Below are 13,553 nucleotides of genomic sequence, written 5' to 3' on the forward strand. Positions count from 1 at the left end.
GCTTTAGACTACTTTGCAGCAGGCAAAGAGGCAAAGTACGCTGCGAGATTATCAATATCAGCGTCACTAAGCGGTTTAGCCATGGCACTCATCATCGCATCACTGCGACTTCCTGATTTAAAGTCACGCATTTGTTTCGCCAAATAGGCACTTTTTTGCCCCGCTAAATTAGGATAAAGCGCGACAGAACTCACTCCATTGGTTCCATGACATGCTGCACACATTGCCGCTTTAGCTTTACCTTGATCGATATCACCTGCATGCACTGAGCTGCAAAATACAATTATGCCCGTTAAAAATAACGTTTTCATCATGGTAACTTCTCTTATTTTTTTAATTAGTTAAGATGATTTTATCGGTTATTACCACCCTAACTTTGCGTTAGCGCAATAAACATCGACTTTTTCACGATCATTTTCTTCATAGCTTTCGTACTGCACAGAACATAAATCGTTTATCATAGAGTGAATTGACTCAATGAGTGCCCAGATGAAATTCAATAACACCTATATCAAGCTTGATCCTGTGTTTTATCAACCTGTACTGCCCACTCCAGTAGCTAAGCCCAAACTGCTACTTTGGAACCGCCCATTGGCTGAGCAATTAGCGATAGCAGATTCACTCTGTAACGATACAGAGCAATTAGCGCAGTATTTTTCAGGCAATCAATTACCACCAGGCGCACAATCCATTGCCTTAGCTTACAGTGGCCATCAGTTCGGTCATTTCAACCCACAACTCGGTGACGGCCGCGCACATTTAATCGGTGAAATCACCGACAAAGAGGGTCATCAGTGGGATATTCAACTCAAAGGTTCGGGCCCTACCCCATTTTCTCGTCAGGGTGATGGCCGTTGTGCGATAGGGCCTGCTGTACGCGAATATATCATGAGTGAGGCAATGCATGCTTTAGGTGTGCCAACATCCCGCTGCCTTGGCGTTGTAGCAAGTGGTGAGCCTGTCTATCGCGAAGGCGCAAAACCCGGTGCTATCGTCACTCGCGCTGCAGCGAGTCATATCCGAGTTGGCACATTTCAGTATTTTACTGCTCAAGGGAACCTTACTGCACTGAATGAACTGGTCGATTATGCCATTGCCCGACATTATCCGGGTATCACAACCACAGGTGCACAGCGTGTTGTCGAGTTACTTGAGCGCGTAATTAACAAACAAGTCTCTTTAATTGTTGCATGGATGCGGGTCGGATTCATACACGGGGTCATGAATACGGATAACACCTCCATTAGTGGCGAAACCATTGATTTTGGCCCATGCGCCATGATGGGTGTTTATCATCCTGGTACAGTTTACAGCTCAATTGACCGTAAGGGTCGGTATGCGTTTGCCAATCAAGCGCCAATTGCACAATGGAATATGGCCCGACTCGCAGAGGCGCTCTTACCTCTAATTGATGAAGATCAAGACACTGCTGTAGCCAAAGTTGAACCTCTGATCATTGCCATGAGCACTCAGTATCAACAAGCCTTTCATGCCATGATGGCAACAAAATTAGGTTTTAAGCGCACTTCTGCTGACGTAGAGGCATTAAGTACAGAGTTGCTCGAACTAATGCACACCCACCAGCTAGATTATACGCTTACATTTCATCATTTAGGCTTAATAATTAATCATCAGGCCACGGTGGCACTCGTTGCGCCGCTCAGTGACTGGGTTGCAAAATGGCAGCATGCTCTAGGCGCTGCGACCATTTGCGACACTGAAGCCTATCAAATGATGCAGCAGAATAATCCTGTGGTGATCCCAAGAAACCATCATGTTGAAGCTATTTTAGCCCAGTATGAACAAGGCAATGAAAGTGACATTGAAACCTTTTTATCTGTTCTTCTGCACCCATATCAGCAAATGCAACAAACTGAGCAATATCAAGATCTCCCCGTTGATGGCGATCAGCATTATCGAACGTTTTGTGGTACTTAATAAATTAACGCGTCAAATTCTAGAGATTAATCATGACTGAAATAAATTATGATCAGCAGCATCAGGTGTTGATCATCACCCCAGAGACAATGCCTGAAGATCACGATTTTGAATTATGGGCGAGTATTTATTTGCATCACCCGCAAATTAACATCCAAGAGTTTGAACAAGGGGCCGATCGCCACTTACAACGATTTCGCTTTAAAGAAGAGCATTTCAACCTCAATTTCGAGCATTACAGTAATAGTATTTGGATTTCTGGCGAAGGGGCATTTGCTGAAGAGCTCTTAAGCGAGTTATGTCAAATTCTCATTTAAAAGCAAATAAATTTTTCAGCTTGAAAGCCTTTCTAACTGTGGATTATGCAATATTTTAAGCCCAAAACCCGCTAAATATTTAAGCAGTATAGAGGGAGTTGATATAGACTAAAGAGACAGCGTTCTTGATTGGTGATCAATGAAAACTCTTTTTATTTCAATTAGTACAGTTACTTTAGTCGCATATTGTGGCCATGTATTTTCGGCCGACGAACTGCCTTCAGCAGACGATGCTATTTTTGCGACTGATCAAAGCTGTCAATGGCAAGCCCCTACAACCCAGTTTGCTGAATTTGAAATGCGCTACCAAATTGATAACCCAGCACCTCTGCCAAAAAGCCAACCAGGAATGACCGTTTCTAAGGTCAAAATTAAACGCCTAAATATCTTTAACCCCAATAATCCAGACGAAGATAACGCACTATTCAACTTTGCCAACAAAATCCATTTTGTCACTGATGAAAGTGTGATTGAAAACATTTTACTGTTTCAAGCTGGCGATCATTATGATCCGAAATTAATCCTCGAATCTGAACGTCTATTGAGAAATCAGCGCTACCTTTACGATGCACAAATCAAAGTAGAGCAAACCTGCGCAGACCAAGTCGATGTCACGGTCATTACACGAGAGCTTTGGACTTTAATGCCAGAAATCGACTTTAGCCGTACCGGTGGGCAAAATAGCTCCAGTTTAGGGTTTAGGGATACCAATTTATTTGGTTGGGGTAAGCGTTTGTCCATGACCTACAACTCGGATGAAGAACGCTCTGGTTATAATTTTATTTATGAAGATCCAAATATTTTTGGCAGTCGCTACCGGGGACGTTTTGAGTACGGTGATAACGATGATGGTGCACGCCACTATCTCGATTTTTCTTTGCCATTTTATTCAGTGACAACCCCATACAGTTATGGCGTACTCAGTTACGCTAATGATCGTACTGAATCTTTATACCGAGATGGCATTGTTGCTTCGCAGTTTCAACAACATTCCAAAGTAAACTCCGCCTATTTCGCCACATCGTCTGAATTAGACAAATGGATCCGTCGAATTAGTGTAGGAATTCAAGTTGAAGACCATCAGTTTAATGAAATCGACTCCTCAGTTTCTGCCATCGCACAAGACAGGAAGCTTGTTTTTCCTTGGATATCCAGCCATTGGCTTGAAGACTATTACGTTAAAGTTAATAACTTTGACTCTATCCACCGTACCGAAGACCTTAATCTTGGTTGGGATATTCATACTCGAATTGGCTACTCGCCTGAGCAATTAAGCAATGATGATGACCGCATAATTTACGAAGCATCAATGAACAAAGCCTTGTTTCAAGACACCCACACCTTATGGCGATTTAACAGCGGTTTACGCGGCTATTGGAATTTAGAACACAACGCTTTAGAAAATGCCGTATTATCGGGGTCAGTTCAGCTAAATCTCAATACTGATTTAACCGAGTCTTGGTATTCGATGATCCGCATTCATTTAGGTGAAAACTTAACCGCTGACCAGCAAATTTCCCTTGGTGGAGAAACAGGCTTACGGGGCTACCCACTCAATTATCAATCCGGCGATAGAAGCGTATTATTCAGTGTGGAAAAGCGTTATTACTGGGAGTATCACTTGCTGCAACTTTTTAAAGTTGGCGGAGCTGCATTTTACGATATTGGCCATGCATGGTATCAACACACGCCATCCTCTGAGCTGATTGGCAACGACGATGTATTACAAAACATCGGAATAGGATTAAGACTAGCCCCAAGTCGAGCCAATGCCAGAACAGTGATCCACCTCGATTTAGCCATGCCGATTAACCCACAAGACAATATCGATTCGGTACAATGGCTGGTCACTGTTAAAAACTCTTTTTAACGGTTCAACCCACCATCAATACCTGCAACTAAATCCTGTGCAGCTGAATTATTAACTTTAGTGAATGGGTGAGACCTGCTCTTCATTGCGTAAAGTAAGCACTTCGTAACCGCTCTCGGTGACTAAAATTGTATGTTCCCATTGTGCAGAAAGCTTTTTATCTGCAGTAATCACAGTCCAACCATCAGATAAACTTTTCACTTTAGCCTTACCTTCGTTGATCATGGGTTCAATGGTGAAAGTCATACCTGGTTTAAGCGTTAACCCTGAATTCATTCGTCCGTAATGCAATACTTGCGGTGCTTCATGCATTTGTTCACCGATACCATGTCCGCAATATTCTTTTACTACGCTATAGCCCTGTTGATGGGCAAAACTGGCGATTGCATAACCAATGTCGCCAAGTCTAGCTCCTGGTTTGACAAGTTTTATTCCTTGCCACATTGCTTGATAAGTAATATCACATAATCGCTTTGCATTAGGCTGACAGACACCGATTAAATACATCTTGCTCGAATCAGATATAAACCCATTTTTCTCTAATGTGATATCAATATTGATTATATCACCTGACTGTAGGATCTGGTTTTCACTCGGAACACCATGACACACCACTTCATTTACCGAGGTATTGAGCGAATATTGATAGCCGTATTGACCTTTACTAGCCGGACGCGCATTTAATTGTTCGACAATAAAGCATTCAACAAAGTCATTAATCGCCATGGTTGAGATACCCTCAGTAACGACACCATCGAGTTGCGCAAAGACCTGCGCTAATAACTGGCCTGAGCGACGCATCAATGCTATTTGTGCTTCATCTTTAATAATCACTTCATTCATCAGATTGCTGCGCTTGATTAGACAGTGGATGCAAATCTACCTTCGCAAGCTCTTGTTAGATGAGTTCATTAAACGTGAGCTGAGGGTTGAGCTCGGCTAACATGCCCATTTTGGCCCAAAACTCAGCTTGGGCGTTGATCGAGCGCGCCATCACAGTGCTGGCTTTTCTAATTTCTTGATGAAGTTCGTCTGAAACTTTAATAATACCCATAAATACACTTTATATATAAATCATATATGAAGTATATGTACTTAACTATTAAACACAAAAAAAAGCGACTTAATTAAGCCGCTTTTCAATCTTAACTATCTCGATTAACGATTCATAATCGTATGATCTTTCACATACAGATCTGACTTATCATCTTTACGCCATGTATGAAGTAAATACTCTTCCAAGCCTTCAGTTTCATTGTCGGTAGACGTTGTGAGCGTAATCGTAAAACCTGCAGTGCCCTTTACAACCTGCACAGCGGCTATACCCGAAGCATCAACACCTGTTTGCTTCGCTTGGTTGTCCCAAGTGTCAATATCAACCAAGGTCGAATAATCAGCGCCTTTCACTGTGTGTCTGTCGACAAACTCAAAGTAGAAAGTACCCGAACAGCTCGCTTCTTTTGCAAAACCAGCGTAGTACTCCATTTGGCCACCTTCTTTGGTGTACGAGCGACCTTCATCAACTGACAATGCAGTAATAAACTTCATCGCTGGCATGTCATCTTGTGATGCACAACTATTTGGATCTGGATTGCCAGTACCAGGGTTAGGAGTACCTGAACCTGAACCTCCACCGCCCGTGCCTGGGTTGCCGTTATCATCTGTAGCCGCGTTATTTTCAATCGAGTGATCTTTATACTTCACATCCGATTGATCTGAATGACTCCAAACAGACAAAGTAAAGACTTCGTTTTGCTCTTTTTGTGTATCCGCTAGCGTCTTAACACGAACAATAAAGCCTTCGTCTCCCTCTTGCACTGCATAAGATGCCGAGCCTGAAGCAACATTAACATTATTGAGCCATTGACCACCACTGAGTGATGTAACAGAAACAAGTGCCGAATAGTCCACACCTTGTGTAGTCTCAATGTCATTTAAATTAAACTGATAATTTCCATTACATTGCGCTTGGCGATCAAAACCGACCTCAAATTGCATTTCGCCACCTTCATAAGTGAATGCTTTTGAATCCTGAGTATATTCGCCATTGAAAATGGATAGTGCAGTTATGAAAGAAACGCTCGGCATATCACAGGTGTTACCACCACCGTTATTTCCACCACCGTTATTTCCACCACCATTGTTACCACCAACTGGTTTATCAACGATTGTTAATAACGCTGTTTTTGTGATATCAGGTGCATGAGCAAAAGCGACCGCTAAGCGGAAGTTTTCATCCCCTTCGTTTTCTGTATCTGTAAGTGTTACTACTTTAATAAGAGCCGAAGTCACGCCTTTAGGCACGGTGACAGATCCCTGCTTGGCATCCACATCATCTAGCCAAGTTTGACCATTATCAAAAGAAACTGACACTGCCGATAAGAAATCAACATCCATATCAGCTGAATTAGATGCTAAGTTAATTGTCAGCTGCGCTTCTTCTTCACCTGTTAATGTTACTTTAGCAATGAGTGCTTCACCTTCAAGCTGACGATCAGCACTGGCTTCAATAGCTAATACTGAAGGTTTAGTCGGCTCAACAGGATCAACCACATCCGTATCACAGGTTTGCCCAGCAAAATCGCGTAACGCCAAGTCATTAATGACATAATCAACTGTCGCGATTGCTACAGGCTGACTTGCTAACTGGTTCGGATTCACTTTAAAAATCGTTGTTTGTGATGTTGCACTGTTAATTTTTGAAATCAGCAATTGCCCGTTGCTATCAACTTCTGCACCCGTTGCGCCATCAATACCATGTTTACCCAGTACATTGGCCTGTTTATTTTCAAGGTCAACCAATACTAAATGCTTTTTCGTAACAATATATAGGTCATCATTAATAAAAACTAAATCACCCATACCAAATGTAATTGATTCATCATTTGAAGCTAGCTTGATCGTACTGATCACAGCACCAGTAGCAGGATTAACCTCTACGATATTACGGCCACTTGAAGCAAATAAACGTGAGCTATCTGGGCTAAAAACTAAACGATAACCACCACCTATAGTTGCTAACTCAACATCAGCACCCGTTTGCATATCAACATAAGCAACCTTAGGCGCAAGTGCACCGTTAGTTTTAGTGATGTAATACAAGCGATCATTAATTGCATCGTAAGCTAACGCATCTGACTTATGATTGGGCGCATCAAAATCAAATGGTTGATTGACAATCCCTTTTTCGAGATCGATATACACCATCGGCTTACCATCACGGCCGCTGACACCATAAAGGCCATTACATGCTAGCGGCTTGGTTGTGTCACCGTCACCGCCGCCTGTGTCACCACCGCCAGTGTCACCACCACCTGTATCACCATCGCCTGTGTCACCACCGCCTGTATCACCACCGCCTGTGTCACCACCGCCTGTATCACCACCGCCTGTATCACCACCGCCTGTGTCACCACCGCCTGTATCACCGCCGCCTGTATCACCGCCGCCTGTATCACCGCCGCCAGTGTCACCACCACCTGTATCGTCATCGTCATCGTCATCGTCATCGTCATCTAACGATAAATCACCACTGAACACTCCACCTCGAAGTGTTAACTGCGCGCCGTTACTTCCTTGCGCAACTAAACTTTTAGCAATAATGGCCATATAAGCATTACCAGATGATGACTCAATATCAGCCTCAGGAGCCAAGACTACACCTAAAATGTCAATAAAGCTGGTGATGTTTAGCGTGGTTGCTTCAGCGAAATTAAATATGGTTTTTTCTGGAATAAAACTGTGTAGACCACCACTCAATTGCGGATGTTCACCCTTAAAATTGACCACAACAGTCGTGTCTGCTTCAACACCTTCAAGGTAAATAGAACGAATATTTGCGAGATCAAATGCTTTACCTGCCTCATCTTCACCATCAATAGTAAAAACTTGGATGTCGCTATTAGTATTTGAGGCTTTTAATACTAGCTCTGCACTTGATTTTAAAATCACGGTGCCAGTATCGTCTTTTTTATTTAACTCTTGGCTTAGTTCCTTGGCATCTTCTTCAGCATCTTCAAAGTCAAATGGCAGGTCATCGTCTGAAACATTTTCGAATTTCTGTTTTGTGCCATCTAACACATAGTTTTTGGCCAAATCAACACTATTGCCAGCATAAATATTGCCGAATAAAGAACCTTCACCAAATACAACATTATTACCTGCAACCAACGCTTCAGTGGTCGTCAGTGCGCCAGCTGAAAGTGAATAACCACCATTGCTTTGAGTTGCACCATGCCTGCCTTCGAAGCTGGGCGTATCGTAATCAATCATAATGTTATTGCCAGCGGCAATGACGCCATTACCCGAACCTGATCGGGCTACAAAGTTTTGCCAAACCATGACGGCATAACCATTAGACAGCAACTCAATGTCAGCGCTGTCATCAGCAGAAGCGCTATAACTACTTGTTGCGGTAGCTACGGCGGCGGCTATCAATGCTAATTTTTGTTTAAACATACTTTTCCTCATAGAATATGGGGGGCATTTTATAGAATTGAACAATTTTGATCCAATTTTTATTTACAAAGGCCTAAATGGAACCAGGTGAGAGTAATCTAAGATCTAGCCTATAATAGTGGCGTAATCATATTAAGCTATTACCCACTATTACCGTTAAAGAAGCCCTTCCGATTAAAACCCGTGATTGGGCGACAATTCCCAGTACTCCCAACTTTCTAACTGATGGGTACTGGCCAATTGCAATGCAAGTTGATGATGCTGTTTTGCTAAATCAGTCTGTGACAACGCTTGATAACTCAAACTTAATTGATAATGCCATTTGGGGTGAAGCTTCCCTTCATTTTCAACACTGAGTAATAGATCTCGCGCTTGTTCTGGCTGTTGTTTTTTATTAAACCCTAATGCAAAATTGATGGCTATTTCAAGGTACGATTCGGGGTAATGTGTTTGAACCCAAGTTAATGCTGTTGGTATATGTTCACTTTGTTTAGAAGCAAAAAAATACTTACTTAATGTGTAACTTTGTAACCAACCAAAATTAAACCCACTCCACAACGTCGATTTTTTAGCAAACTCATCGAGTAACGCTTGATACCCTTTAAAAGTCATCATCTGATCTAAATCGATAAAATAATTGGGCATTAAAAACACTAAACCATCGTATAAAGCGGGTAAAGCGGTGCTGTAATGCGTTTCATTGGGGTATTGTTTAAACTGCCAAAGGGGACTCTTTTTAGGCGCTTTGTTTTTCAAAACTTCCACAATCGGTTTTATGCCCATCCCCTGTTCATTTGCCAACGAAATAAACAAAGGGCCTTGACCGATACCTTGAGAAGCATAAAAAGTTTCAAGTGTGGATTTAAACCGATATTCATCGAACCACAAGCTCGGGCTAAAGGCGAGAAATGCATTAAACAGTGGTTCAGAAGCAATGTATTGCTGCATTACAAATAATCCACCTAAAGAATACCCTGCTAACGCCCTCTGACGACTAACACGATACTCTTTCTCTATGTACGGAATAAGTTCTTCTTTTAAGTAGCGTTGAAATAACACCACGCCACCAAACTCACCCCCTTCAAATTCACTTGTCCAAGTATTACTTTTTAAATAATCGCTATTCCCTTGATTCGCGATACCAATGACAATCATCGGGGCTATTTTCCCCATTCGCGCTAAATTATGAACCGTGGCTGACACATGCTGAAACTGAAAATCACCATCAATCACAAATAACACCGGGTACGAGCGCTGATTTAAAGAATATTGCTCTGGCAAGGCCACCATAAAACGGCGCTCGTCGTTAAAAATGGTCGATTGATGACTGATAGTCACCCCGGCCACAATAGGAGTATGAGTCACACTACTTGCATTGCACAGTGCAGAGAAAAAACACCCTAAAATCAGTATCAGTAAACGCATTATTCTTCCTTTTGAATATAAGCTATGTCACTGTACCACAAAAGATAATGCAATTAGAGTACGAAATAATGTCCTAAATATCATCAATCGTTTCACTGCTAAAATGAACCGCCATGTCACTTAATTGATAACTTTTTAGATAAGAAACTATACTCGAAAAAGTAGCTGTTTTTACTTGCCGCTCATGATCATCTGTACTCACTTCATCTAACAACCACGAACCTAGCATCAACTTAACAGGGTTAGTGTTGATTACTTGAGGCTTAAAATACGCTTTAGCATTTACTTTGAGCTTACTGATATCTTGAGTTTGATAAATCGCAGCATTTATCATATCCAGAGTAAACTCGGTGCAATTTTGAAACTGACGATTGAACGGATTAGCAATAACGGAATAATGTTGATTGTGCAGCTTATGATGCTGCCCACTCGCCACTAACTCAATTAATTGTTGCTGTAATTGTGCAGTGGGAATCAGAATCCCCGCTTTTAGCTGCTGCGCGCCCCAAAAAAAATCAACGGGATAATCTATGACAAGTTCACTTTGCGCTGTATCTTCAGCTGTTTGATATAAATTATGAATCGCATAACCCGATACCACTTCACCACTCGCTAATGTAATGTCTGAATAAATAGCCACCGCAGTGTGTGTGTAAACGATCCCTTTGGGCAACTCTTTTTCTGGCCGCCCGACTCGAGCAATTATAAATGCCCGTGCACCTTGCGTCGCTGCAAACTGTTCAACCTGCTTAGCAAACATCGTTATTTTCTCTGGCGAAAAATGAGCCTGTTGCTTGGCGGTACTGCCAGCCAATACTTCTGGCGACAACGCAATCGCCAGAAGTATGAGGCATTTATTTAAGAAAAAGTTAAGCCTCATTGGCTTGCTCATTTTTTTTAGCTGCGATCTGCTGATTCGGTGGTAAATCGGCTGTGAGTGTTTTGTCGGTGATCACTAACGGCTTTTTACTCACGGTTGCATCCAGAATACTTTGACCTGCAGCGACGCTCGCACTCCCTACAGCCATAGCCGAAGCTCCCACAACCACTGCAGGCACAGCAACGGCAACACTCGCGACTTTTCCAACAGATTGAGCGCCTTTACTTGCAGCTAATGCAGAATGCTTACTTGCCTGACCGCTGTGCGTGATAGCTTCAGATGCAAACACATTAACCGAACACAAAACACTTGTTAAAACGATGATTGATGTAACTTTTTTCATAATGCTTCCTTAATTATTTAAAGCTGAGTAACAATAAAGGTTTGTTATATTAAGTAAATATCGTCCGACTTTGTTTACTTAACAGAAACTCCAAGTATAGTAATCCTATACTTGGAGCCGGTTTTTCTATATGAGTCAAATCAAACACGTTAATCAAACCCTCAAAAACTTGCTAAAGCAGCATCAACTGACTTACAAAGATGTTGCCCAAGCATTAGCAATGAGCGAAGCCAATATAAAGCGTATTTTTGCGACGCAGAGCTTTACACTCGAACGACTCGAGGAAATTTGTCAGTTAATCCACATTAATTTATCCGACTTATTCTTGTTAGCTGAAAAACACACCGAGCAATTGACTCAATTAACGCTCGAACAAGAACAAGAGCTAATCGATGACCCGAAATTATTTTTAGTTGCGGTGTGTGTACGCGATGGTTGGCCATTTGACGAAATCATTAAGCAATACCAAATCAATCAATATCAATGCGTTCAATTACTTGCCAAGCTTGATAAGTTAAAAATGATCGATTTATTACCTAACAATCATTATAAACTTCGTATTGCTCAAGATTTTCGTTGGATCCCCGGTGGACCATTAGCCAAGTTTATGGAGCGAGAAGTCATCAGTACCTTTATGGATGATACATTTGAGCAACCCACTAGTTTTCGTTTTTATTTACGAGGTAGCTACTCTTCAAGCTCATTAGCCATCATTGAGCGAAAACTAAACCAATTAACAAAAGAGGTCGCATTACTCAACAATGAAGATGCTCATTTGCCTTTATCTAAGCGGCAACATGTGGGCTTGCTGATGGCAATGCGGCCATGGCAAGTCTCTTTCTTTGAACAATTGAAACGCACTCAACCCGATTAAATACAGGATGTTATTAATATGAAACACCCCATTTTATACGCTATTTCAGCGCTTTGTTTATGCCTAACGACTTTGCATAGCCAAGCAACACCAGACACACATACGTGTTTAACCATCAATCACGACTTCCAACATATTCTCAAAGCCAAAAAACAGGGGCTATATCGGGAAGCAGTGCAATCAAGCTCACCTGAATACCACTATGAGCAAACACTGGCCTTTAGTGAGTACCTCAATATCACCAAAGCACTCATTGAAGCACGTAACCCCCATGCACAGCGACCTTGCCCAATTACCACCCCAGTGACCCAAGCCCAACAGCGCGTCCCCCATGCGCAAGTCGTCAGTGATCTCGTCGCCCCATTCGAACTGCGCCAACCGACTAACCACAAAGCAATTTTACTCATCCATGGTTTAACCGATTCGCCTTATTTATTTCATGATTTAGCAGGGTATTTTTACCAGCAAGGGTTTAATGTTAGAACCATTTTATTACCCGGCCATGGCACGGCCCCTGCGGATTTAGCCAAAGTAAATGTCAAACAATGGCAACAAGCTGCACGCTACGCCATTGAGCGAACCCTTGCAGATTTCGAACACGTCTATCTGGGCGGGTTCTCGACGGGGGGAGCCCTTATTTTTGATCATTTAATGCACCAAGCTCATGTGAGCGATAAAATTAAGGGGCTGCTAATGTGGTCACCCGCTTCTAAGGCTAAAAGTGATCAAGCATGGTTGGCCAAATACATTGCCGCCATTCCATTTTTGACGTGGCTCGATAAAGACGCGGATGTGGATTTTGCAAAATATGAGTCGTTTTCATTTAATGCCGGGGCACAAGTGAATACCCTCATGGATCGCATCGGAGAAAAGCGTTTTAGTGCATTAAATCGGCATGATATCCCTCTGATACTCATCGCGAGTGAGGTCGATCAAACCATCGAGACGCGCGCAAGTTTGCAATTAGCTAAGTTTTGGTACCAAAATCCTGCCCGGAAAAACAATAAACAAGATAAAGTCATTTATTATGGCCAGCGCACTGCAGCGCAAGCTTTGCTCGATCCTGCTCAAACCTTACAGATCCCACATTGCGAGCAAATAGCCCTCTGTGCGCAAGTGAAAAATATTGCTCACACATCGCCAACTAACAGCCCAAGTAATCCTCATTACGGAGTCGATGGCGTGTATCGCAATTGCGGCCACTACTTAGCCAAACCAGATTTATACCAAGCTTGTAAAACACAGTTAGATATCAATTTAGGTGAGACTACCGCTGAAAATATTACAGCGTTCAGCCCGATGAAACGCCTGACATTTAACCCTTATTACTCGCATATGTTAACGACTATCTCAGAGTTTATTCAGTAACTGTGAGTGGTGGGCTAAGCGAAGCCATCATTGCTTAGCCTGCTGATTCATCGAGCTATTTATTCACAAATCAATAGACA

General features: G+C 42.3%; 12 protein-coding genes. 5 read left to right on the plus strand and 7 right to left on the minus strand.

Annotated elements, in window-relative coordinates; translation table 11 throughout:
- Window positions 1-8 precede the first annotated feature (8 nt).
- Window positions 9-314 (minus strand): c-type cytochrome, encoded by a 306-nt coding sequence (locus AC3KVK_RS14045; protein WP_490311842.1) that lies wholly within the window; start codon window positions 312-314, stop codon window positions 9-11.
- A 175-nt stretch (window positions 315-489) separates the two neighbouring features.
- On the opposite strand from AC3KVK_RS14045, the gene AC3KVK_RS14050 reads away from it, so the two are divergent.
- The 3 genes from AC3KVK_RS14050 (at window position 490) to AC3KVK_RS14060 (ending at window position 4,125) form a co-directional block, all read left to right on the plus strand.
- Entirely contained in the window at window positions 490-1,938 is a 1,449-nt protein-coding gene (locus AC3KVK_RS14050) for a protein adenylyltransferase SelO (protein WP_490311841.1), read from the plus strand.
- Between the two features lie 32 nt (window positions 1,939-1,970).
- Entirely contained in the window at window positions 1,971-2,255 is a 285-nt protein-coding gene (locus AC3KVK_RS14055; protein ID WP_490311840.1) for a DUF3630 family protein, read from the plus strand.
- A gap of 139 nt (window positions 2,256-2,394) precedes the next feature.
- Complete coding sequence (locus tag AC3KVK_RS14060) at window positions 2,395-4,125, plus strand: BamA/TamA family outer membrane protein (RefSeq protein WP_490311839.1); 1,731 nt, start codon at window positions 2,395-2,397, stop codon at window positions 4,123-4,125.
- Between the two features lie 57 nt (window positions 4,126-4,182).
- Here the strand turns inward: AC3KVK_RS14060 and map are convergent, their stop codons facing one another.
- From map to AC3KVK_RS14090, 6 genes are all read right to left on the minus strand, one after another.
- Window positions 4,183-4,968 carry a type I methionyl aminopeptidase gene (map, locus tag AC3KVK_RS14065; RefSeq protein WP_490311838.1) on the minus strand — a complete coding sequence of 262 codons (786 nt, stop codon included), beginning with the start codon at window positions 4,966-4,968 and terminating at the stop codon, window positions 4,183-4,185.
- A 55-nt stretch (window positions 4,969-5,023) separates the two neighbouring features.
- Entirely contained in the window at window positions 5,024-5,179 is a 156-nt protein-coding gene (locus tag AC3KVK_RS14070) for a ParD-like family protein (RefSeq protein WP_490311837.1), read from the minus strand.
- A gap of 104 nt (window positions 5,180-5,283) precedes the next feature.
- Complete coding sequence (locus tag AC3KVK_RS14075; protein WP_490311836.1) at window positions 5,284-8,583, minus strand: choice-of-anchor A family protein; 3,300 nt, start codon at window positions 8,581-8,583, stop codon at window positions 5,284-5,286.
- A gap of 174 nt (window positions 8,584-8,757) precedes the next feature.
- On the minus strand, window positions 8,758-10,008 hold the full coding sequence (locus AC3KVK_RS14080; RefSeq protein WP_490311835.1) for an alpha/beta hydrolase: 1,251 nt from the start codon (window positions 10,006-10,008) through the stop codon (window positions 8,758-8,760).
- Between the two features lie 73 nt (window positions 10,009-10,081).
- Complete coding sequence (locus AC3KVK_RS14085) at window positions 10,082-10,888, minus strand: DUF2145 domain-containing protein (RefSeq protein WP_490311834.1); 807 nt, start codon at window positions 10,886-10,888, stop codon at window positions 10,082-10,084.
- Entirely contained in the window at window positions 10,878-11,231 is a 354-nt protein-coding gene (locus tag AC3KVK_RS14090; protein WP_490311833.1) for a hypothetical protein, read from the minus strand. Before AC3KVK_RS14090 ends, AC3KVK_RS14085 begins: the two co-directional genes overlap by 11 nt.
- A 130-nt stretch (window positions 11,232-11,361) precedes the next feature.
- Here AC3KVK_RS14090 and AC3KVK_RS14095 point away from each other — a divergent pair, with 130 nt between their 5' ends.
- Entirely contained in the window at window positions 11,362-12,105 is a 744-nt protein-coding gene (locus AC3KVK_RS14095; RefSeq protein ID WP_490311832.1) for a helix-turn-helix domain-containing protein, read from the plus strand.
- A gap of 18 nt (window positions 12,106-12,123) precedes the next feature.
- A complete protein-coding gene (locus tag AC3KVK_RS14100; RefSeq protein WP_490311831.1) occupies window positions 12,124-13,473 on the plus strand; it encodes an alpha/beta hydrolase in 1,350 nt (449 codons plus the stop codon).
- The last annotated feature ends 80 nt before the right edge of the window (window positions 13,474-13,553 follow it).

It is taken from the genome of Pseudoalteromonas sp. J2K-J979 (genome assembly GCF_058169715.2).